Below are 22,122 nucleotides of genomic sequence, written 5' to 3' on the forward strand. Positions count from 1 at the left end.
GCCCGCGCCAGCAAGACGCAGAGCGCAGAGTGACGGTAGCAAAAGCGCGTGCTCATTAAGTCCCGAGCCAGGATTCACCAGCCGGAGTAATAGCTCCGCCTCGCGTAGTAGCCGCCATAACCGCCATAACTGCCGTAGGCGCCATAAGCGCTGGGCGGACAATAATCGGAGCCGTATCCGCCGCCGTAATAGGAGTATCCTCCTCCGTAGTAGGGGCTTCCGCCATAGTAGCCGGAGCTTGCGATCGCGCCGCCGACGAGGGCGCCTGCTACGACGGCGCCGGCTCCCCATCCGCGATAGCCATAACCTCTATATCCATAACCTCTATAGCCATATCCGGCGCTGCGATAACCCAGGCCACGATAACCCCATCCTCCTCCGCGGTAGCCTCCGCCCCATCCGCCGCGATAGCCCCAGCCGCCATAGCGTGCCTGCACGACATCGTTGTCGAGCACGGCTTTCATCGCGCCGACATGGGTCGGCAACGGCGCGGCTTGGCTTCCGGGTACAAAAATGAACGTGCCGGCGACAGTAAGAATCGTCGTAAATGCTGCCTTCGTGAACGTCATAACGTCCTCCGTCTGGGTTGAAATATCGACAGACCGGCGAGGGAAGGGCTCCGTCGCGCGGGCGGCATCACCGTGCAGATGAAATGTTTGCGGTCGCTGCGGAACCGGCCTTGATTTGAATCAAACGAGCGGAGATGGACGCCCCTAAGCGGCGCCGGCCGGTCACCGGCTCGCTTGTCCGAGGCGCCGCGCCAGATGGATCGTATGCGGGTCGCTGCGCGCGTCCGGCTTGAAACCGAACTTGCCGAACACGGCCAGCATCGCCTTGTTCTCGGGCAGGACTTCTGCCGTGAGCTCGTGCAATCCCGAATTGACGGCAATCCTGCCGAGATGATCCATCAGGATAGAGCCGACGCCGCGTCCCTGCCAGGCATCGACGACGACGAAGGCCATCTCGGCCCGTCCGGGCTCGAAGACAACGTATCGACCGCCTCCGACGATGATGTCCCGGCCGGCCTGCGCGGCCAGCACCACCAGCGCGACGTGATTACTGAAATCGACCTCCATGAAGAAGGCCCGCTCCTTGTCGGAGAAATGACGCTTCATGGCAAAGAACCGGCGCTGCAGCGACTGCGGGCTCGTCTGGTCCAGTGCGGCGAGCATTTCGGCCTCATCCTCCGGCCGAAGCGCGCGGATCTCGACCGGGCTGCCGTCCCGCAGGTGCTCTGTTGCGCTGTATGTGGCGGTGTTCGACATGCGCGGTCTTGTCTCAGGAGCTTGCCAATGCAACTACCGGAGCCTCGTCCATGACCAACCCGGTTGGCTGCGGGCTTGATCTGTGTCAAGGGCCGGCGCGATATCGGCCGCCGTACTTGTTCGTTCGCGGCGCTTGACTCATGGGGCGCGGAGAGTGGTGAGCCAGATCTAAAATATCGTCCCCATCTACCATCGTGGAGCGGCCTGATGATCACAGTTCCGGAACTGGTGTCGCAAGCTCTGGGCGCATTTCTGACCACAGAAACCAAGGACCGGTTCGGCGCCTCGCATTCCGGTCTGACCGAATTGCTTCCGTTCGCGGCAAAGCTCACCATGGAGTGCATCGGCAATAGCGATGCCCTCTATCATAACATCGAGCATACGTTGCTCGTGACCCTTGCCGGGCACGATATTCTGACTGGTCGTTCGCTGCTGCGTCCCACCACGGCGAACGACTATGCGAATTTCATTCTGGCGTGCCTTGCCCATGACATCGGATACGTGCGCGGCGTCGTTCAAGGCGATGAGGACGAGCTGTTCATCGCCGACGTGAACGGCGGCACTGTTCGTCTGCCGCGAGGATCGTCTGACGCGGCTCTCGCGCCATACCATGTCGATCGCTCGAAGCTGTTCGTGCTGGAGCGGTTGGATTCTGTCGAACAGCTGGACGCAGAGCGGGTCGCTCGTGCGATCGAGTATACCCGGTTTCCTTATACGATGCCCTCCAATGATAGCCTCATGGAGGAGGAGGGATTGTTGCTGCGCGCAGCTGATCTCATCGGTCAGCTCGGCGATCCCAATTATCTGAAGAAGTCGAACGCACTGTTCTACGAGTTTGAAGAGATTGGACTCAACAAGACCTTGGGCTACGCAACGCCGGCGGACGTCGTCTACAAATATCCGCAATTCTATTGGAGCAACGTAGCTCCCCAGATCCAGCCGGCGATACGCTACCTCAACGTGACCTCGCGCGGTCGGCAATGGATAGCGAGTCTCTACGGCAACGTATTCAGGGCCGAGCGTGAACTCAACCTGTCCGGACCTCAGCCCTAGAAGACCCATCGCCGCTTGATCTGGATCAAGATCGCCGCGCGAGTGCGGAGATTAGCGTCGCCTGCAACCTGCGTGGATGAGGGCACGTCCGTGAGAACACTTCGCCAGATATTCTCCGGAGACGAGATCGTCCAGCTTGCGATCCGGCTGGGGTTGCTCGCGGTCCTGATCGTCTGGACGCTGCTCCTGATCCGTCCGTTCGTGCCGATCCTGGCCTGGAGCGTCGTGCTCGCCGTCGCGCTCAACCCGGTGTTTCAGCGGCTCGCCAAAATTCTCGGCGGCCGGCCGAAGCTTGCGGCAGGAATTCTCACCCTCGTCAGTCTCGCCATTGTCATCGGTCCCGCGACCTGGCTCGGCATGGGCGCAGTCGATGGGATCAGGGATCTTGCCGGGCAACTGACGGCGGGTGAGGTGCTGGTTCCGACGCCGCCTCAGTCGCTCAAGGAATGGCCCCTCGTCGGACCTCAACTCTTTGATCTCTGGGATCAAGCCTCGACCAATCTTCGTTCCCTGCTGCGCCAAGTGGTGCCTTATCTCAAGCCTTTCGCGACGACGTTGCTTGGATTTGCCGGCAATGCCGGTGTGGGGACGGTCAAGTTCCTGCTGTCCGTTGTCGTGGCCGGTGTCCTGTTTCCGTACGGCCCGCAACTCGTCGCCGCGAGTCGCGACTTTCTGTCGCGGATCGTTCCTGAACAGAGCGAGCACTTCCTCGACCTCGCCGGTAGCACCATCCGTGCGGTAGCCCAGGGTGTGATCGGCGTTGCGATCGTCCAATCCTTGCTGGCCGGTATTGGATTCAAGCTGGCCGGCATCGGTGCCGCGGGACTTCTGGCATTCGTGGTGCTGTTGCTGTCGATCGTGCAGATCGGCGGCGCGATCGTCATCCTGCCGGTCATCATCTGGATCTGGGCCGACAAGGAATTTCCGATTGCGCTCCTGCTGACGGTGTTTCTCGTGGTCGTATCGGTGCTCGACAACATCCTGAAACCGCTGCTGATGGGGCGCGGCCTGACCACGCCCGCACTCGTCATCCTGATCGGGGTGATCGGCGGAACCCTTGTCCACGGCATCATCGGCCTCTTCATCGGACCGATCATTCTGTCGGTGGCCTGGGAGCTGACGGTTGCCTGGATTCACGCGAAACGTGTTCCGCCGGCGAAGCTGGCGGCCGAGCGTTGACCTAAATCAACACTGGCGGATGCGCAGGCCTTTGAATGAAATCGACACGACGATGAGGTCGAACCATGTCGATGGAAATGCCTGCGTTACCCGGTGGCGCGATGTCCGGACTTGTCGCTTCGGCGGTCGAATACATGGTCGATGCCGGACAGCGAAGTATCCTGTTTCTCGACGTGATGCGCCGGCGCGGCGACCAGTATCGGGAGCACGTCGCCCAGACGGCGCCGCACGTCCTGCAATATGCCGCCGAATTGATCATCGACGGTCGCAAGCTGGATGAACCCGTGAACTATGCGCTGGTCCGCATCATCCCGCCCAAGGATGTCGAGATCGATCCTGCACGCCGCCCGTTCATCGTGATCGATCCGCGCGCCGGGCACGGCCCGGGTATCGGCGGATTCAAGGCCGACAGCGAGATCGGTGTCGCGATGAAAGCGGGTCATCCCTGCTACTTCATCGGCTTCCTGCCGGAACCGATGCCGGGACAGACCATTGAACGGATTGCGCACGCCGAGGCGCTGTTCATCGAGAAGGTCATCAGCCGCCATCCGGAAGCCGACGGCAAGCCCTGCGTGATCGGCAATTGTCAAGCCGGCTGGGCCGTCATGATCCTGGCGTCGCTGCGGCCTGAACTGTTCGGACCGCTGATCATCGCCGGTGCGCCGCTCGCTTATTGGGCGGGCGTGCACGGCAAGAATCCAATGCGCTATTCCGGCGGCCTGCTGGGCGGAAGCTGGCTGACCGCACTTGTCGGTGATCTCGGCGCAGGCAAATTCGACGGCGCCTGGCTGGTACAGAATTTCGAGAGCCAGAATCCTTCGAACACGCTCTGGACCAAGCAGTATAACGTCTATTCGAAAGTCGACACCGAGGCCGAGCGTTACCTCGAGTTCGAGCGGTGGTGGGGCGGACACGTCAACCTCAACGCCGAGGAAATCCAGTTCATTGTCGATGAGCTCTTCGTCGGCAACAATCTGGCCGCCGGCAACATCAAGATGTCCGACGGCCAGCAGGTGGACTTGCGCAATATCAGGTCGCCGATCGTGGTGTTCTGCTCGAAAGGCGACAACATCACGCCGCCGCAGCAGGCGCTGGGCTGGATTCTCGATTGCTATGCCGACGTCGACGATATCAGGTCCTATGGGCAGACCATTGTCTACACCGTTCACGAGAGCGTCGGCCATCTCGGCATCTTCGTCTCCGGCGGCGTGGCCAAGAAGGAGCACGCGGAATTCTCCAGCAATATCGACCTGATCGACGTGCTGCCGCCCGGACTTTACGAGGCGACCTTCGAGGCCAAGGGCGCCGACACCACGCATGCGGACCTCACCAGCGGCGAGTGGGTGATGCGCTGCGAGGCGCGGACGCTCGACGACATCCGGGCCATGGGCGGCAATTCGCCCGAGGACGAGCGCCGCTTCGCCGCCGCCAAGCGAGTCTCGGAGCTCAACCTCGCCGCCTATCGGAAGTTCGTGCAGCCATGGATCAAGAGCATGGTGGCGCCCCAAACGGCGGAGTTGATGCGCAATCTGCATCCGTTGCGGACGCAGTATGAGGCGTTCAGCAGTCAGAATCCGTGGATGACGGCGGTGAAGTCGGCGGCGGATGGCTTGGAAGAGAACCGCAAGCCGGTTTCGAAGGACAATCCTTTCCTGGCGTTTCAGGAGCAGGTCTCCAAGCAGATCGTTCATGTCCTGGACGCCTGGCGCGATTCGCAGGAAGCGCTGAGCGAAGCGATCTTCCTCAACGTGTATGGCTCGCCAGCGCTCCAGGCGGCCGTCGGGATCGATCCGAAGGCCGACCCGTCGCACCGGCGGGAGATGCCCGCCGAACACCGCGCCATGCTCGAGAAACGGACCGCCGAGCTCAAATCCAGGATTGGGGAGGGCGGACTGCGCGAAGCTGCCATTCGTGCCCTGCTCTATGTCGGCTCGGCGAGAGGAATGGTGGACGAGCGCAGCATCGAGGCGTTGCGGCAGGCTCGTCGCGACGACAGCGGAGCGAAGTTGACGCTTCCAGAGTTCAAGATGCTGGTCCGCGAGCAATTCTTCATGCTGCTGCTCGATCGCGAGGCGGCGCTGGCTGCGATTCCGAAGTTGCTCCCCGACGACGTCAATCAACGCCGAGCTGCCTTTACGACGATGAACGAGGTGCTGTCGGCCAGTGAGGATATCACGGGCGAGCGCGCCAGCCGCCTGCAGCGTGTCGCAACGCTGTTCGGTCTCGACGCCGGCGAGACGTCGGGGAGGGCGTCGAACGTTGCCCCTTTCGATCCCAAGGCGAAGGCGTCGTAACACTGGTTGGAAGGAGCGGCCTCATGTCAGCCGACGCGACGCAGACCCCGAGCAAATACGACCGCCTGATCGCCGCCGCGAGGGCGGTGCCGCCGACCCCGACCGTCGTCGTGCATCCCTGCGACGAGACATCTCTGCGCGGTGCCGTCGAAAGTGCACAGGCCGGCATCATCCGGCCAATCCTGGTCGGGCCTGAAAAGAAGATCCGGGAGACGGCCGCCAAACACGGCCTCGACATTGCTCCCTTCGAGATTGTCGATGCCGCGCACAGCGACGAATCTGCCGCCCGCGGGGTCGAACTGATCCATGTCGGCAAAGGTGAGCTGCTGATGAAGGGCAGTCTGCACACCGACGAACTGATGCGCGCCGTCACCGCCAAGGTCGGCGGCCTGCGCACCGACCGACGCATCAGCCATGTCTTCGTGATGGACGTGCCGGCTTATGCCGAGACCATCTTCGTGACGGATGCGGCCATCAACATCTTTCCCGATCTCGACGCCAAGCGGGACATCATTCAGAACGCGATCGATCTCTATAATCAGGCGGGCTTCGGCACGTCGCCGCGGGTGGCGATCCTGTCGGCCGTCGAAACGGTGACCTCGAAGATTCCGTCCACGATCGAGGCGGCCGCGCTCTGCAAGATGGCCGATCGCGGCCAGATCACCGGCGGGCTGCTCGACGGCCCGCTGGCGTTCGACAATGCCATCGATATGGAGGCAGCGCGGATCAAGGGAATCAAATCGGAGGTCGCCGGCCGGGCGCAGATCCTGGTCGTTCCAGACCTCGAGGCCGGCAATATGCTCGCGAAGAATCTCGCCTATTTCGCCAAGGCGGACGGCGCCGGCATCGTGCTCGGAGCCCGGGTGCCCGTTGTCCTGACCTCGCGCGCGGACTCGGCGCGCGCGAGGATGGCTTCCTGCGCGGTGGCAGCGCTGTACGCCCACGCGCGGCGCCAGCATGCTCCGACGATTGCCGCGTGAGCGCCATGGACACTATCCTTGTCGTCAATGCCGGCTCTTCCAGCGTCAAGTTCCAGATCTATTCGATCGAGGGTGAAGGAGCGCTACGACAGCAGCTCAAGGGGCAGATCGACGGCATTGGAAGCCGTCCGCGCCTGCGCGCGAGCGGCGCCAGTGGCGATCCACTTGCCGATCGCGCTTATCCGATCGAGACGGTGCCGGACGTTCCCGCCGCGATGGACATCGCCGGCGCCTGGCTGCGGGACGAGCTTCGCATCCAGCCCATTGCCGTCGGCCACCGCGTCGTTCACGGCGGACCCGACTATGATCGCCCGATCCGGATCGACCATGGCGTCGTGACCCGGCTGGAACGGTTCATCGCGCTGGCGCCGCTGCATCAGCCGCACAATCTGGCGCCGATCCGCTCGATTCTCGCCAATTTTCCGGCGCTTCCGCAGGTCGCCTGTTTCGATACCGCATTTCATCGCACGCATAGCGCGGTCGCTGATCATTATGCGATCCCGCACCAGCTTCATGCCGAGGGCGTGCGCCGCTACGGCTTTCACGGTCTCTCCTACGAATACATTGCGAAGTCCTTGCCGAAGATCGCGCCGAAAATTGCGAATGGGCGGGTGATCGTCGCGCATCTCGGGAGCGGAGCCTCGATGTGCGCGATCAGAGGCGGACGCAGCGTCGAGAGCACCATGGGTTTCACGGCCCTCGACGGGCTCCCGATGGGGACGCGCCCCGGTCAGATCGATCCGGGCGTCGTGCTCTACCTCATCTCCGAGAAGGGAATGTCCGCGCCGAACGTCCAGGATTTCCTCTATCGCGATTGCGGCCTCAAGGGATTGTCCGGCATCAGCAACGACATGCGCGAGCTTGAAGCCAGCGACAGCTTCAACGCCAAGCTGGCGATCGACTATTTCGTCTACCGGATCGGGCTCAACGCCGGCATGCTCGCGGCGGCATTGCAAGGGCTGGATGCCTTCGTCTTCACGGCCGGCATTGGCGAGAACTCCGCGACCATTCGCGCGCGCATCTGCGATCAACTCGCATGGCTCGGCGTCGGCATCGACCAGGCGGAAAACGCCCGTCATGCCCGGCTGATATCGCGCTCGCACAGCCTCGTTCCCGTCTACGTCGTGTCGACCGACGAAGAACTGATGATCGCGCAACACACGCTGTCGCTGCTGATGAACTCGCCATCGTCCACCCCCAGACATGAGAAAGCGTCATGATTCCCGCATTTCCGGAAACCAAGGTCGCCCTCAAGGGCAAGAAGGGACTTGTCGTCGGCATCGCCAACGACCAGTCGATCGCATGGGGATGCGCCAGGGCCTTCCGCGCGCTCGGAGCGGATCTCGCGGTGACCTACCTCAATGAACGCGCCAAAAAGCATGTCGAGCCGCTCGCGCAGGCGCTTGAGGCGCCGATCTTCATGCCGCTGGACGTCATGGTGGAAGGACAGACGGAGGAGGTGTTCGCCCGGGTCGAGAAGGAATGGGGGCAGCTCGATTTCCTGCTGCACTCGATCGCCTTCTCGCCAAAGGAAGCCTTGCACGGACGCGTGGTGGACGTCGGCCGCGACGGCTTCCTGAAGACGATGGACGTCTCCTGCTGGTCATTCATGCGCATGGCTCATCTGGCCGAACCGCTGATGAAGAACGGCGGCACGATGTTCACCATGACCTATTACGGCAGCCAGATGGTGGTCGAGAACTACAACGTGATGGGTGTGGCCAAGGCGGCGCTTGAAGCATCCGTCCGCTACATTGCCGCCGAACTGGGGCCGAAGGGTATCCGCGTGCACGCGATCTCGCCCGGCCCGCTCGCCACGCGCGCGGCGTCAGGCATCCCGGAATTCGACGAGTTGATGGACAAGGCGCAATCCAAGGCGCCGGCGCGCAGCCTCGTCAGCATCGAGGACGTCGGCAACGCCACGGCCTTCCTCGCCCTTGACGGCGCCAAGCTGATCACTGGCGGCGTGCTTTATATCGACGGTGGCTATCACATCATCGATTGAACGACGAGCCCGGCGGGCGTCCCGCGCGCCGGCTAGCGATAGTGCAGGGCGATCAACTCGGCGACGCAGGCCGGGCGTTTGCCCCCTTCGACCTCGATCACGAGATGGTAGTTCACGCGCAGGCCGTCGGGAGGCACGTCCTCCGTCTCGGCAACGGTGACGCGGCCGCGCAGCTTTGAGCCCGCCGGGACCGGCGCAAGGTACCGGATCCTGTCCGCGCCGTAGTTCAGGGTGTTGCGCAGGCCCTTCAGCCCCATGACCGATCGGATAAACATCGGCGCCAGCGCCAGCGACAACAGTCCGTGGGCGATGGTGGTGCCGCCGGGCAGTTCCTTCCTCGCACGCTCCTGGTCGACATGGATCCACTGCTCGTCGCACGTCGCTTCCGCAAACCTGTTGATCCGATCCTGCGTCACCTCGATCCAGTCACTGGCGCCGATTTCGGTGCCGACCGCGGATCTGATCTCGTCGAAATCGCCGAATATCCGCATGTCCGTCACCTCGTCAGATCTTCATTTCCGGGACGTGATCGGGGACGACGAGGTCGGCCTCCGTCACCGCCATGACTTCACCGACGCTGATGCCCGGCGCGGTCTCCAGCAGCGTGGCCTTGCCGTCCGGGAAGCCGATCACCGCCATGTCGGTGACGACGAGATGGACGGGCCGCGCGGAGGTTAGCGGCAACGTGCACTTGCCGACGATCTTCGACTTGCCCTTTGCGGCATGCTGCATGGCGACGATGACGCGCTTGGCGCCGCTGACGAGGTCCATCGCGCCGCCCATGCCGGGCACCATCTTGCCAGGGATCATCCAATTGGCGAGATGGCCGTGCGCATCGACCTGAAGACCGCCGAGCACGGTGACATCGACGTGGCCGCCGCGGATCAATCCGAACGACATCGCGCTGTCGAAGGTGCTGGCGCCGGGCAGCGCACTGATCGGGCGTCCGCCTGCGTCCGTCAGCGTCGGATGCGCCAGACCTTGCTCGGGGATGGGCCCGGTGCCGATCAGTCCGTTCTCCGACTGGAAGAATACTTTCAGATCCGCCGGAACGTAGTTCGCAACCAGCGTCGGAATGCCGATGCCGAGATTGACGAGGTCGCCGCTCTTCAGCTCCTTGGCGACGCGCCGGGCGATGACAATCTGCGGATCCATGGGTCACCCGTTCGCAATGAGGTAGTCGACGAGCGGTGCCGGCGTCACGACGTGGTCGGGAGCGATCACACCGACGGGCACGATGTTCTCGGCCGTCACGATCACCGTGTCGGCCGCCATCGCCATGATCGGGTTGAAGTTGCGCGCCGTCAGCGCGTAGGTCAGGTTGCCGAGGTAATCCGCGAGAAAGGCGTGCACCAGCGCGAACTGCGCACGCAGGGCCGTCTCCAGCAGGTACGGCTTACCCTCGACTTCGATCTGGCGCTTGCCTTCCGCAACCAGCGTGCCGACACCGGTCGACGTCAGGACGCCGCCCAGGCCGCATCCGCCGGCGCGAATGCGCTCGGCAAATGTTCCCTGCGGTATGAGATCGACGGCGATCGTGCTAGCCAGCATCTGCTGCTGCGCCTTCGCATTGAGACCGATATGCGTTGCGGTCAACCGCGACACCAGCGCAGCGTCGAACAGCTTGCCGACGCCTTTGCCGGGGGTCGCAGCGTCGTTGCAGATCAACGACAGGCCGGTCTTCTTCTGGCGCACGATCTCGTCGAGCAGTCGCTCCGGTGTCCCGACGCCCATGAACCCGCCGACCATGACGCTGGCGCCGGTCGGGATCATTGCGACGGCTTCTTCGACGGAAACGACCTTCATGACGACAACTCCGGTCGGGGCACAGAAGCGACGGTTGTTGAATGTTGGGGGGCGCCGGCCGCGCGCCCTTGATCTGCGTCAAGCCCCCGCATTATTCGCGACTGCGATTCCCACGCTTTCGAGCGCGTCGCTCCAGAGCTTGCGCAACTCGGTGTGTCGGCGTTCGAGCGCCGCGCCGACGACATCTCTGAAAGGCACCAGGTCCGGCCCCTTCAGGAACATGATTTGAGCCTGCAACAGCCGGCCGCTCTCGAATTCGATCCGGCGCAGCGCCACCGCGAAGGGATCGTTCGCATTCGCCTCGATCGGCAGCAAGGCCGCCGGTCGTATTCCGGCATGAACGGCATGGGCAAGCGTGGTCAGGTGCACCGCTTGCGCAAGTGAGCTATCGCTGATGCCTTTGATCGGCGTCGGGAACCATGCTGTCTCCCAGGACGTGGCCATGTAGCACAGGGCAAGGTCAGGCACCCACGTGGTTGCGCGCATCAGAAGCGAGACGATCTCGGTCTCGCGGTAGAACTGCGCGTTCAACTCGCTCTGCCAGGCGGACTGAAGCTTGAGGGGCAGGGTGAACGCGAACTGCCGCGCCAGGGCGCCATGGGCGGAGATCAGGAAAGCGGCGGCGCGCGTCTGCTGGTGCGGTGGTACGCGACCTTCGGGATCGAGAGGTCCAAAGAATCCGCTCATGTTGACGTCCCCTGCACGGGGATCGCGCGCAGATGATCGTAGCCGGCGGGAAACGGGGTGAGCTCACCGCCGGGATCTTCCGGCGCAATCCAGACCGCCTTGTTGCCCCGCCAGCGTCCGGCCAGCACGTCATCGGCGAAGCGCGCGAGCAGGTCAGCTGTGAGCGCACCCTTCTCGAGCGTAAAGGCGTGATAGGCACGCGGGATGATCACGAGCGCGCTGTCGGGGATTTCGACCCGCAAGGTCTCGTGCAGCGCGCGCGGCGTCAGGAAGTCGAACTCGCCGTTCAGGATCATGGTCGGCACGGCGATCGACGAAAGCTGCGGCGTCAGCGGCTGAAAGTCGAGAAACGACTCCATCAGGTTCTGAAGCGCGTAGACATCGTTGACCAGCCAGCCCTGCCGCTTCACGCTGTCGAGCTTGTTCAGCAGCGGCTTGAGCCATTCATCGGACAGGTTCATCGGCAGCAGCAGATCCTGGAGATAGCCGGTGCCGCCCAGGATCAGTCCGGTGCGCAGGGCATTGCCGATCAAGAGAAGCTGGGGCGAAAGCTCGGCAAAGCAGCTCATCGGCACCAGGCCCGAAAGGCGCTTGCCATGCTCGATGGCGTAGCGAAGCGCGATCAAGCCGCCGAAGCTGATACCGCTGAGGAAGATCGGCTCATCGCCGAGCTCGCCGATCAGGCGATGCAGCGCCAGGACCTGGTCGTCCTGATTGATGAAGAGCGCGGGCTTGTCGGAGGCGCCCTGACCGAGCAGATCGAAGGTCGCAACGCGAAACCCACGCGCGATCAGCGCGTCGCGATAGGGGGTCCACAGTTCGGAATATTGTGTCAGTCCGTTGACCAGCACATAGGCCGGCGCCTTGGCAGGACCGTCGAGCTCGTACCGGATCCGGTAGGAGCTGTGGCTGAGGAAAGGCATCGCGGCGCCCCGGCGGGAAATTCGTCGTGGAAATTCTCGCGCGCGCAGTGCGAATTCCCTTGCGCTAGATCAAGGGTCGCGCCGCCGCCGCTCATAGCGTTTGAAAAAATGTAGCCTGCCGGAGGAATTCGCCATGATCGTGAGACATGTCATGCGGCGATATCTCATCAGCCTGCTGTTGCTGTTGATCGGGACATCGCTTGCGGTCGCGCAGCCGTTCTCGCGCCGCTCGTCGCAGGTGCAGCACGACGGGTTGAAGAAGACCTACGAGATCGCCAACTTCCGCCTCGGCGGAAAGTACGATCTCGCCGATCCCTCGAAATGGGAGAATGGCGGCGAGGGCGGCGTCACGCTGGAATCGCTTGGCGCCGGGAAACTGCACACGGCCTATATCGCGGTCGGCACGCCGCGGCGCAATGCCGCCGGCGAGATCACCAATGCCGTCGTCATCAACTCATACTATTCCGGCGATTCCACCGACATGTATGAGCAGTGGGTCAAGGGCGCCGCCTTGTCCGGCACCGTGCCCATCATCGGTCCGGGCCGGCCGATCGATACCGACCGCTATTACGTCATCATGGTCGACCCGCTCGGGACCTGGGGCGCGAGCAAGCCGTCCGACGGGCTTGGCATCAAGTTTCCGCAGTACAGCTACTATGACATGGTCCAGGCCAATTACCGGCTGCTGCGCGACGAGCTGAAGGTCGCGCGCGTGGCCCTCGTGTCGGGCGTCTCGATGGGCGGCACCCAGACCTATGTCTGGGGCGTGATGCATCCGGAATATATCGGCGCGCTGATGCCGATCGGTGGCACGACGCAGTCGGATGGCGAGGATCCCGTCGGCAACTGGACGTTCCAGATGATGACCGCAGCGATCGAATCCGATCCGGTGTGGCAGGCGACGAAGGGCGATTATTACAAGCTGCCCAAGGAGAAGCATCCGATGCCGGGCGTGGCATTCGGCTGGTCGATCCTCGGCATGACGGGCTATGACTTTGCCTTCCGTACGTCCCAGAACTGGGGGGCCGTCCAGCCCGAAATCTTCTATTGGGACCCACCGAACGAAAAGGCGGCGCTGAACGTCGTCAACCGTGCCAAGCTTTACGACGCGGTCGACCTCGTCTGGCGCAACCGGGTCGGCGAAACGCACAACATCAACGCTTATCTCGGCCGCATCCAGGCGCGCACGCTGGTGATGCACATCACGAACGACCTTTGGCTGAACTTCAAGCTGGCACAACAGGCGGTCGACCGCGTGCCCGGTGCGGACCTTATCGCTCAAGAAAGCCCGGTCGCCCATTATGGCGTGTTTCCGATCATCAACCAGCGGAAGAACGACCCGAAGTTCGTCGCCTTCATGGACGATGTCGCAAGCCTCGATCGCGCGCAGAAGTTCGTCGACAAGAACTATCGCGTGCCCGGCGTCGCCGGGAATATCGATCCGAAGAAGTCTTTCTGGAAGGAGTTCGTGACCTACCCCTATCCGGTCAAATACGCCAACGCCAAGGACAAGAGCGGCAATACCTGGCAGATCGGCTACATGGATGAATATGCCGGCACCGACAAGGATCCGAAGGTCCTCGTCGTCATCCATGGCAAGGGCGCTTTCGGCGGCCACTACGGCAACATCATGCAGTATGCGCTACGCAGCGGCCTGCGCGTGATTGTGCCCGACCTGCCGCATTACGGCATGTCCGGGCCCGGCAATCTCGACAAGAGTCTGGCGCGCACCATGCAGGACATGCGCGAGGTCATCTACGACCTCGTCGTCAACCAGCTCGGCGTCAAGAAAGCGTACTATCTCGGCCATTCGCTCGGCGGGCAGTTCGTGATGGGTTACGCCCTGACCTGGCCGGATGCGGTGCAGGGCCTCGCACTGGAGGCTCCGTCGGGGCTCGAGGAATATCCGCGCGACATCACCATCGCCAAGGGCAAGAAGGCGCGATTGTTCGACCCGGCCTTCGATCATGACTTCGACAAGTGGAAGGCGACCTGGGACCAAACCGGCATTCTGGCCGCGGAGAAGGCGCGTGACGAGCAGAACATCCGCGACTTCTTCTACTTCAAGAAGCGCGACCCTGAGACCGGCGCGGTGTCTGCGGCGAAGAGCGGCTATTTCTTCAGCGACAGCGAATATGCCCGCCTCCACACCGAGCAGCGCGTCGGGCTGACCAAAGGTAATCCGAAGGAGCTCGAGCAGTGGTGCAACGTGTTCATCTATGACGTCTACACGATCGGTGCGGAGCTCCAGCAGGATGATCCGAAGAACCTCTATGAGCGACTCACGCAGATCAAGGCACCGATCTTTCTCGCCTTTGGCGACAAGGAGCCGTTCATCCCGACGCCCGCCTTCAACGGGCTGACGGATCTCGGACGCGACGCCATCACACCGTTCATGACGCGCATGACCAATGCGGGTAACCGGCCGATCCTCAAGATCTATCCGGAGACCGGGCACTTCATCCATACCGACAACCCGGTCGAGTATCCGGCCGACGTCGTGGATTTCGTGACGAGGGAAAGCGTCGACACGTCATCGCCGCTCGGGACCGATCGGATGATCAAGGGCTCGGTGGTTTCGGCCCTGCCGGTGGCACCGACGCCGCCAGGCGCGGCGCCCACTGCCGGCCTGAACAAGTAGGACCGGTTCATGCCGAGGGTGCAGGCGGGTGAAATTCAGCTGGGCTGGCGAGAGTGGGGACACGGCGACATCACCGTCGTCTTCATCCACGGCAATCTCGCCAGCAAGGACTGGATCGAGCTCGCTGCGCCGCTTTTTCCCTCCGGCCTCCGTGTGATCGGGATCGACTGGCGCGGCTGCGGCGACAGCGATCGGCCGAAGCCCACGGTCGATTATACCAACTATACGATGCAGCAGCACGCGCAGGACATGCTGGCTGCACTGGATACGCTGGGTATCAATTACTGCCATCTTGCAACGCATTCGACCGGCGGCATCATTGCGGCCCGCATGCTGTTGATGCAGCCACGCCGGTTCGGACGGGTGTTTGCGCTTGATCCGGTCACCCCGCTCGGCATGGCATTCAATGCCGACCAGATCGGGCTGTTCCGCGCGATGATGGCGAGCAAGGAGTTGACCCGGTCGGTGATGGCGACCGCAGCGTCATCTTTGTTCGTGCCGGAAAGCATGGCGCCGAATATGATCCCGCAATTCCGTCCAGGGATCCCGGACATCCAGGCGCTGTTCGACCGGATCATCGAACAGACCTTTGGTGTCTCCGAGGGCATCTGGATCGGCACGCCCGTCAATCTCACCCGCGAGAAGGAGAGCCGCGAGCTGGAGCTCCGGATGCCGGATATCGGGCATTCGCATCTGGTGCTCTGGGGCGAGTGGGACGGCTGGATTCCGCCGGCCGATCTTCGCAGGATGGCCGAGGCGATGCCGGATTGCCGGCTCGTCGTGGTGCCCCGGGTCGGACATTCAATGAATCTCGAACTGCCCGCACTCTACGCCGGCTATTTCGGTGCGTGGTTCGGCGGGCTTGCAGCATAGGACTTGCAGCATAACCAGGAGGAACGACACCATGGCCGACATCAATCCATCTGCCGAGGGCATTCGTACGATGCTAACCGAGACGCTCGGCCGTCTGCGCAAGGCCAATGCTGAATATTTCGAGCAGCTGGAGAAGGGCCTGAGCGCCTCGCCGCTGCCGATTGCCAACCAGGCCAAGGAATTCTGCAGCTACATGCAGCGCAACGTCGCTGCGACATTTGATCTCGGCGACAAGATCATTCAGGCCAAGGACATGCAGGACGCGCTCAAGATCCAGTCCGATTTCTTCCAGGAGCAGATGCGTTTGCTCACCGATCAGACCAGGAGCATGGGCGAGTCCGCAATGAAGGCGGCGGCAGGGGCCTTTACGCCGAAGGCGTGAGCAGTGCGGTTGCCTGGGGCGCGCGATGGCGGTTCAGTTCCTGCTCGGCACCTTCGTCAGCGTGATCGACATCATGATCCACGCGCTGGTGACCGTTGCAGCGATCGACGTCGCTCGCGCTGCGGGATTGCAGCATACGTCGCGGCCTCGATCGCATCTGATGGCCGTGATGGTCACGACGGCTGTCATTTTGATGGTCGCGCATACGGTTGAGGTGCTGGTCTGGGCGCTGGCCTATGCCGTGGTTGGCGCAGCGCCTGCCGGAAGCGATCTGCTGTATTTTGCCTTCGTGAACTACACCACGCTCGGCTATGGCGATATTACTCCCGTGGAGGGGTGGCGCCTAATCGGACCGATGACCGCGATGAACGGAATCCTGATGTTCGGCTGGTCCACCGCCGTCTTGTTCGAGGTGCTGCGCAAGACGCTCGAACATCTCGCCGCTATTGCGGCCGCCGGGTCTAGTTCTGCAGATCGAGGCTAGCGAGCTGCGGCCGATCCAGCAGCACGATCTGGCGCTGGTTGCTGCCGATGAAGCCGAGGATGCCGAGCTCATGCAGTCGCGACAGCGCGCGGGACACGGTCTCCAGGGTCAGTCCGAGATAGTCCGCGATGTCGCGCCGCGACATCGGGAGCGCCAGGATGCCCGCGGCCGTCAGCCGCTTGTCCATTTCGATCAGGAAGGCCGCGACCCGCTCCAGCGATGTCTTGCGGCCCAGCAGCAGCATGTGGTCTTCGGCATGCTGAAGATTGCTGGTGGTCATGCTGAGCAGATTTCGAGCGACCATGGCGTCGCTTTCCGCAACGAGCTCGAGGCTTTGCCGCCTGACCAGGCGAACCGCGGTGTCGACGACGGCCTCCGCCGTGAATCTGTGTTCGCTGCCGTTCTCCAACCCGAATATGTCGCCGGCCAGGTGAAACGCGCCGATCTGGCGGCGGCCGTCGGACAGCAACTTGTAGCTTCGGACCGCGCCCAGCTTGACCTGGTAGACGTAGTCCGCGGGCTCCTTCTCGCCGTAGATCTCGGTACCCTTCTTGTAGGCAAATTCGTTTAAACTGATGATCGGATTCGAATCACTGGTCATTCCGAGTTCGCGCAGCGAGTTGGGGCGAGGGGAGGTATCGATGGCGCTACGGATGAACATGGCCAACTCCCGAACTGATGATGATGTGATAGCCCGCCAGCGTTGAGGGGAAGGAGCCGCCGATACCCCCATTCCCGCATGGGTGGCTTACGACTAAAACCGCATATTCAGCCATTGTCTCTAGGTTCATTGTACCAAAGGACAGCGCAGCGAACGGTGCGCTAAATGAGATGATTGGCATGGGGCCTGCCCGATCTCTGGGGAGTATGGTGCGATCGAGATATTTCGGCATAATGTTGCTGTTCGATTATGCCGTGACTTCGGACGGACGGTGGCTTCCTTCGGGTGGCTTTTGATTAGCACTTCGCGATTTCGTGGCTTGCCCACGGTTCTGTGAGTGGCTCGAGAGGGGACATTGCCAGGCCTCGTTTATGTCGTGGACGACGACGAATCGTTTCGAGTGGCAATCGAGCGCCGGCTCAAGGTTGGCGGCTATGAGGTCGTGACGCATTCATCGGCGCAGGAGCTGCTTGATCACATGCCGGATGCTTCAAGACCCGGATGCATCCTGCTCGACGTGCAGATCCCCGGGCTGAGTGGACCCGAGTTGCAAGCACGGCTCATCGAACTGGGTTCGATGCTGCCGATCGTGTTTCTCACCGGTCATGCCGATACCGCAATCACCGTCCGCACCATCAAGGCCGGGGCGGAGGATTTTCTGACCAAGCCGGTTTCATCGGAACAATTGATCGATGCGATCGAACGGGCATTGGCTCGCTGGGAAGCCTCGCGCGGCCGACAGAGCAAGCTTGACGCGCTGCGTGCTCTTTTGGCGTCGCTGACGCCGCGCGAACGGCAGGTGTTCGACCTGATCGTGCGCGGCAAGATAAACAAGCAGATCGCCCACGAGCTTGGGACCACTGAACGTACGGTGAAGGCGCATCGCCATCAGGTGATGGAGAAAATGCGGGTGCCTTCGTTCGCCGAGCTGGTTTCAATCGCCGAGCGCTTGGGTCTGCTCGATCCCGGGAAGATGTAACTAACCGGTCGGTACATGAGCCCGTCGCTGTTGTTCTCATGCGTCCTGTACGAAGGGACAATATGAAACTTTGTTGACAGAATCCGGCAGAAGCTGCGTAGTGTTTTCTCGTCGAGAGCGGCGCGGAATTATCAAACGACCGGATCAATAGCGATATCGCCGCAACTTCTCCGGACTCAGAAAGAGATCTCTTGTCCGCACGCAGATCCATTTTCGTCGTGGATGATAATTCTTCCGTGCGCCGAAGCATAGAGCGTCTGCTTCGCGAGCGTGGCTTCGATGTGATCCCGTTCGACTCGGCCAGCGCACTGCTGCGTCATGGCCGTTTCGACGAAGCCTGTTGCATCGTTCTGGATATCAACCTGAACGGCGAATCCGGCATCGTTCTCCGCCGCAGGATCGCGCAGGAGGGCGCTACCGTGCCGGTCATCTACATCACCGGCAACGACAGCCACGCGAACCAGGCGGCGGCGATCGAGTCGGGATGTGTTGCCTATCTGACGAAGCCGTTTGCCGCGGATGCATTCATCGAGTCGGTGGAACGTGCCTGCACCGGAAGCGTCTAACCCGATCGCGCTCGTTCATTCGTCGATGTCCTGTTCAAATGTCTTTGCCGCCGCGCCCTTGTGGACGGAGGCGAACTGGGTGAGCGGCAGTGAAGTCGTCACGGCCAGAAGGCTGGAATCAACCACCACGAGTACCAGTGCCTTTCCGGACTCCATCGCTGTGACGAAGCTGCGATCCACGACGTCGGCGGCGATGCAGGCGTTGGTCAGGCACCAGTTGTAGGGGAGCAGCTGCTCGCTGCCCTGATCGACCGTCAGCTTGGCTGGCTGTTTTAGATACATGCCGACCGGAACGAACACTTGCAGCCGCGCGGCGCGGTCGCCGTCACGCTCGATCAGGTCCACGCGTACCGCCGTTTGCCCGGTCGGAAACTTGCCCGTGATCGACGTCCGGCACAGCGCACGCGCACCGCCCGGCTTGAAGCAGAGCTTCTGCCAGTCGCCGAAAGTGATGTCCTTGGCTTCGCGCTGTCCGCGGGGCGCGATTTCGGCGGGTTTCGCCTGGCGCGCCTGCTGTTGCGCTGCAGCGGCGCTCAGAACCGAAGCTGGTCCGGTGATAGCGGCAGCGAACAGAATCGACAGGCAGGCGCGTGCAGGCCTGGGCCACGGTGTTGAAGCTGTGTCGATCATGACAGTGTCTCCAGGCGCCGCGCTTGCGGCTACTTCTGTGCATCGAGGAATTTTTCGACGAGCGGCGACCACATCGGGATCGCATCGGGCGAGCCGACGAAGAAATGACCCTCATTGCCGAAGGGCGGCATCAGATGATACTCGGCCCTGCCGCCGGCGGCGGTGAAGGCGTCATGCATGCGTTTCGACAGGGCCGGGCCGAAGAACGTGTCGTTTTCGATGTAGAACCACAGCATCGGCACCCGCGAGGTCCGGCCGAAATCCGCGGTCGCTTCGACCAGCCTGTCCGGTGCGCAGTTGTTGTTGGGCTTGCCGTCGACGCGTCCGCCGCGACCGGCTGCAAAGGTGATGATCGCCTTGACCTGCGACGGGTTCACGCTCGACAGCGCGATCGAACCCCAGCCACCGGCGGACTGCCCGATGACGATGACGTCCTTCGCGAGCACGCGTTTCTCGGCGACCATGTAGTCGATGATCCAGAGGTCGACCTGTGCCAACGCGCGTCCGGCATCCTTGAAATTTGGATTGCTGCAGTTGCCGATTTTGGCGAAGAAGGGCCCGTAGAGTCCGCGCTCGGGAATGTCAATGGCGGCCGCGCCATATCCGGTGCCGACCGGCGCCACGACGAAATAGCCGTGTTCTGCGAACCACTTCGCGGCGTCGCGGAATTCCACCAGCGGAAAGAAGCTCCGGTCGACCGGCTTGAGCGACACGCCATGGTTCATGATCGCGAGAGGAAAGGGGCCGTCACCGACGGGGCGTACCACGTAGGCGAGCATCGGGAGCGGGAGCTGCAGCGCCCAGATTTCCTCCTGGATGGGGCCGCCGTCTGCGGCCCGCGCCGGGGCGAACAGGCAGATCAGGAGGGCCAATGCCGCCGCCATCGACTTTAGGGCTGGGGCATGCAGGAGATTCATACGCGCCTCGCTCAACCGGCGAATGTGCTGGCCACGATAATCGGGCCGAGCACGGTCAGGACGACATTGCCGACCGCGTAAGGCACGGCGACCCCGAGCACCGGCGTCTGGCTTTCGGCAACATCGCAGGCACCGGTTACGGCGGCGTCGACCGTCATGGCTCCGGCCAGCGCGCCGCAAATAATGACCGGGTTCATCCGCAGCACACGATGGGCGAACAGGGTTGTAACAACGAGCGGCACCAGCGTGACGACCAGGCCCATGCCGACCAGCAGCATGCCGTGCGACTGGATCGCAACCCATGCCGCATGGCCGTTGCCGAGCCCGATCGCTGCGATGAAGCCGCCGAGCCCGAGATCGCTGAGCGTCTGCTGTGCCGCGGGCGGCATTGCGCCTATCGTGGGCCGCCTCGAGCGCAGCCAGCCACAGAACAGCCCGGCGATCAGGGCGCCGCCGCCACCGCCCAGCGTGAGCGGGACTGAGCCGATCTTGACGCTCGCGAGACCGGCGAGCAGGCCCACGGCGATGCCCGCGGCAAGGAACGCGATGTCGGTGCGGTCGCCCGAGCGCAGAATCTGGCCGACCTTCGCGGCGGCGCGCTCGATATTGCGGGTGCTGCCGACCAGCGTCATGACATCGCCGACATAGACGCGGGTGTCCGCGCTCAACGGGACCTCGCGTCCCATCCGCGTCAATGTGCGCAGGAAAACGCCACGCGCGTTGTCGCCGACGCGTTCGGCGACGTCCTTGACAGAGCGGCCATGGAGTTTGCGGTTGTCGATGAGGACATCGACCACGTTGCCGGGAATCGCCCTCAGAATCTCGTCGGCATCGATCTCGGTGCCAATGATCGGCTTTGCTGCAACAAGGGCCGCGGTCCGTCCTGCGATGACGATGTCGTCGCCTGCTTCAAGAACGGTGTCGAGATGCGGCTCGACGTCGGCGCCCTGACGCACGATCCGCTCGACCACGCTACGACTGCCAATCTCGCCTTCGACGGCGCCGACGGTCCGTCCTGCCGCGACCGACACCCGATAGGCGCGGGCCTGGAATTTTCGATAGTGCAGGTTTTCAGTTTGTGGCGGGTTGCCACCCGAAAGCTCCGCCTCGAGCTTTGCGGCTTCCGCTTTCAAATCGATCCGCATCAATTTCGGCGCGACAAACGGCACGTACAGGAGCGTGAGGATATAGCCGAGCACGTAGGTGACGGCGTAGCCGGCGGCAATATTGGCGTCCTGCTGCTCCAGCACCTCTTTGGCGAGTCCGAGCTGGGCCAGTGCGCCAGATGCGGTGCCGATGACCGAGGACTGTGTCAGGGCTCCTGCAGCAAGACCGGAAGCGGTGCCGGGACCGAGCGCGAACACATGGGCAAATATGAGAACGATGACGAGGCCGGTCCCACCGAGCACGAGCGCGAGCGCGACCTGCGCCAGGGTCCGGATGCTCAGCGAGGCAAAGAACTCGGGTCCGGACCGGTAACCGATCGTGAACACGAAAAGGCTGAAGAGAATGACCCTGAGCAGGGAGGGAAACGTGAATGTGCCGAGCTGCCCGATGAGGACGGCGATGATGAGCGTGCACGCCGTGGTGCCGATCGAAAAGCCGTGGATCCGGACGCGGCCAAGAATGGTGCCGAGTGCGACCGACAGCAGCAGGAAGATTTCCGGAGCGGCGGAGATGATCCATCTGACCGTGCTCATGACGCATGCCCTCCAGCGATTTGCGCCAAATCTGGTTCGTGAAACCCGGCGATGCTTGATCCAGATCAACCCCTGCCGAGGGCTAAGCCGCTCCCTG

Annotated in this window: 23 protein-coding genes; 12 read left to right on the forward strand and 11 right to left on the reverse strand. The window is 62.7% G+C overall.

Annotation, left to right across the window (positions count from 1 at the left end; genetic code table 11):
• Positions 1 to 74: 74 nt before the first annotated feature.
• Positions 75 to 569: a hypothetical protein gene (locus OC450_RS03675; RefSeq protein WP_211384732.1), complete on the reverse strand. Its 495-nt coding sequence runs from the start codon at positions 567 to 569 to the stop codon at positions 75 to 77.
• Between the two features lie 162 nt (positions 570 to 731).
• On the reverse strand, positions 732 to 1,265 hold the full coding sequence (locus OC450_RS03680; protein WP_262047188.1) for a GNAT family N-acetyltransferase: 534 nt from the start codon (positions 1,263 to 1,265) through the stop codon (positions 732 to 734).
• Positions 1,266 to 1,472: 207 nt separating this feature from the next.
• Here OC450_RS03680 and OC450_RS03685 point away from each other — a divergent pair, with 207 nt between their 5' ends.
• The 6 genes from OC450_RS03685 (at position 1,473) to fabI (ending at position 8,776) form a co-directional block, all read left to right on the forward strand.
• The gene (locus tag OC450_RS03685) at positions 1,473 to 2,318 is read left to right on the forward strand and encodes an HD domain-containing protein (protein ID WP_211384734.1); all 846 of its coding nucleotides are present in this window, start codon (positions 1,473 to 1,475) and stop codon (positions 2,316 to 2,318) included.
• A 90-nt stretch (positions 2,319 to 2,408) separates the two neighbouring features.
• Positions 2,409 to 3,497, forward strand: a complete 1,089-nt coding sequence (locus tag OC450_RS03690; RefSeq protein WP_262047189.1) for an AI-2E family transporter — start codon at positions 2,409 to 2,411, stop codon at positions 3,495 to 3,497.
• 65 nt (positions 3,498 to 3,562) lie between these two features.
• Positions 3,563 to 5,791: a DUF3141 domain-containing protein gene (locus OC450_RS03695; RefSeq protein ID WP_262047190.1), complete on the forward strand. Its 2,229-nt coding sequence runs from the start codon at positions 3,563 to 3,565 to the stop codon at positions 5,789 to 5,791.
• Positions 5,792 to 5,814: 23 nt separating this feature from the next.
• A complete protein-coding gene (locus tag OC450_RS03700; protein ID WP_256806155.1) occupies positions 5,815 to 6,771 on the forward strand; it encodes a phosphate acetyltransferase in 957 nt (318 codons plus the stop codon).
• Between the two features lie 5 nt (positions 6,772 to 6,776).
• A complete protein-coding gene (locus OC450_RS03705; RefSeq protein WP_211384738.1) occupies positions 6,777 to 7,991 on the forward strand; it encodes an acetate/propionate family kinase in 1,215 nt (404 codons plus the stop codon).
• Complete coding sequence (gene fabI, locus OC450_RS03710) at positions 7,988 to 8,776, forward strand: enoyl-ACP reductase FabI (RefSeq protein WP_262047191.1); 789 nt, start codon at positions 7,988 to 7,990, stop codon at positions 8,774 to 8,776. The genes OC450_RS03705 and fabI overlap by 4 nt, the downstream gene beginning before the upstream one ends.
• A 32-nt stretch (positions 8,777 to 8,808) precedes the next feature.
• Here fabI and OC450_RS03715 read toward each other — a convergent pair whose 3' ends face one another.
• From OC450_RS03715 to OC450_RS03735, 5 genes are all read right to left on the reverse strand, one after another.
• On the reverse strand, positions 8,809 to 9,267 hold the full coding sequence (locus tag OC450_RS03715; protein WP_262047192.1) for a MaoC family dehydratase: 459 nt from the start codon (positions 9,265 to 9,267) through the stop codon (positions 8,809 to 8,811).
• 13 nt (positions 9,268 to 9,280) lie between these two features.
• On the reverse strand, positions 9,281 to 9,931 hold the full coding sequence (locus OC450_RS03720) for a 3-oxoacid CoA-transferase subunit B (protein WP_262047193.1): 651 nt from the start codon (positions 9,929 to 9,931) through the stop codon (positions 9,281 to 9,283).
• A gap of 3 nt (positions 9,932 to 9,934) precedes the next feature.
• Positions 9,935 to 10,582 (reverse strand): CoA transferase subunit A, encoded by a 648-nt coding sequence (locus OC450_RS03725; RefSeq protein WP_262047194.1) that lies wholly within the window; start codon positions 10,580 to 10,582, stop codon positions 9,935 to 9,937.
• 78 nt (positions 10,583 to 10,660) lie between these two features.
• A complete protein-coding gene (locus tag OC450_RS03730) occupies positions 10,661 to 11,269 on the reverse strand; it encodes a hypothetical protein (RefSeq protein WP_262047195.1) in 609 nt (202 codons plus the stop codon).
• Positions 11,266 to 12,192, reverse strand: a complete 927-nt coding sequence (locus OC450_RS03735) for an alpha/beta fold hydrolase (RefSeq protein WP_262047196.1) — start codon at positions 12,190 to 12,192, stop codon at positions 11,266 to 11,268. The genes OC450_RS03730 and OC450_RS03735 overlap by 4 nt, the downstream gene beginning before the upstream one ends.
• A 133-nt stretch (positions 12,193 to 12,325) precedes the next feature.
• On the opposite strand from OC450_RS03735, the gene OC450_RS03740 reads away from it, so the two are divergent.
• The 4 genes from OC450_RS03740 to OC450_RS03755 are packed head-to-tail and all read left to right on the forward strand — an operon-like array spanning position 12,326 to position 16,572.
• Complete coding sequence (locus OC450_RS03740) at positions 12,326 to 14,833, forward strand: alpha/beta hydrolase (protein ID WP_262047197.1); 2,508 nt, start codon at positions 12,326 to 12,328, stop codon at positions 14,831 to 14,833.
• Between the two features lie 9 nt (positions 14,834 to 14,842).
• A complete protein-coding gene (locus tag OC450_RS03745; protein WP_262047198.1) occupies positions 14,843 to 15,706 on the forward strand; it encodes an alpha/beta fold hydrolase in 864 nt (287 codons plus the stop codon).
• A 31-nt stretch (positions 15,707 to 15,737) separates the two neighbouring features.
• The gene (locus OC450_RS03750) at positions 15,738 to 16,088 is read left to right on the forward strand and encodes a phasin (RefSeq protein ID WP_262047199.1); all 351 of its coding nucleotides are present in this window, start codon (positions 15,738 to 15,740) and stop codon (positions 16,086 to 16,088) included.
• A gap of 25 nt (positions 16,089 to 16,113) precedes the next feature.
• Positions 16,114 to 16,572: a potassium channel family protein gene (locus tag OC450_RS03755; protein ID WP_262047200.1), complete on the forward strand. Its 459-nt coding sequence runs from the start codon at positions 16,114 to 16,116 to the stop codon at positions 16,570 to 16,572.
• On the opposite strand, the gene OC450_RS03760 is transcribed toward OC450_RS03755, so the two are convergent.
• Positions 16,550 to 17,233 (reverse strand): helix-turn-helix domain-containing protein, encoded by a 684-nt coding sequence (locus OC450_RS03760; protein WP_211384749.1) that lies wholly within the window; start codon positions 17,231 to 17,233, stop codon positions 16,550 to 16,552. The genes OC450_RS03755 and OC450_RS03760 overlap by 23 nt on opposite strands.
• A gap of 355 nt (positions 17,234 to 17,588) precedes the next feature.
• Here OC450_RS03760 and OC450_RS03765 point away from each other — a divergent pair, with 355 nt between their 5' ends.
• Complete coding sequence (locus OC450_RS03765; protein ID WP_262047201.1) at positions 17,589 to 18,212, forward strand: response regulator transcription factor; 624 nt, start codon at positions 17,589 to 17,591, stop codon at positions 18,210 to 18,212.
• A 191-nt stretch (positions 18,213 to 18,403) separates the two neighbouring features.
• Entirely contained in the window at positions 18,404 to 18,778 is a 375-nt protein-coding gene (locus OC450_RS03770; RefSeq protein ID WP_262047202.1) for a response regulator transcription factor, read from the forward strand.
• 15 nt (positions 18,779 to 18,793) lie between these two features.
• On the opposite strand, the gene OC450_RS03775 is transcribed toward OC450_RS03770, so the two are convergent.
• From OC450_RS03775 to OC450_RS03785, 3 genes are read right to left on the reverse strand one after another with little or no spacing between them, the layout of a single operon-like run.
• On the reverse strand, positions 18,794 to 19,408 hold the full coding sequence (locus OC450_RS03775; protein ID WP_262047203.1) for an invasion associated locus B family protein: 615 nt from the start codon (positions 19,406 to 19,408) through the stop codon (positions 18,794 to 18,796).
• Between the two features lie 29 nt (positions 19,409 to 19,437).
• Positions 19,438 to 20,325 carry an alpha/beta hydrolase family protein gene (locus OC450_RS03780; RefSeq protein WP_262047204.1) on the reverse strand — a complete coding sequence of 296 codons (888 nt, stop codon included), beginning with the start codon at positions 20,323 to 20,325 and terminating at the stop codon, positions 19,438 to 19,440.
• 11 nt (positions 20,326 to 20,336) lie between these two features.
• Positions 20,337 to 22,025, reverse strand: a complete 1,689-nt coding sequence (locus OC450_RS03785; RefSeq protein ID WP_262047205.1) for a transporter — start codon at positions 22,023 to 22,025, stop codon at positions 20,337 to 20,339.
• Between the last annotated feature and the right edge of the window lie 97 nt (positions 22,026 to 22,122).

It is taken from the genome of Bradyrhizobium sp. Bra78 (assembly GCF_024519855.1).
In the GTDB taxonomy this organism is placed as follows: Bacteria; Pseudomonadota; Alphaproteobacteria; order Rhizobiales; family Xanthobacteraceae; genus Bradyrhizobium; species Bradyrhizobium japonicum_G.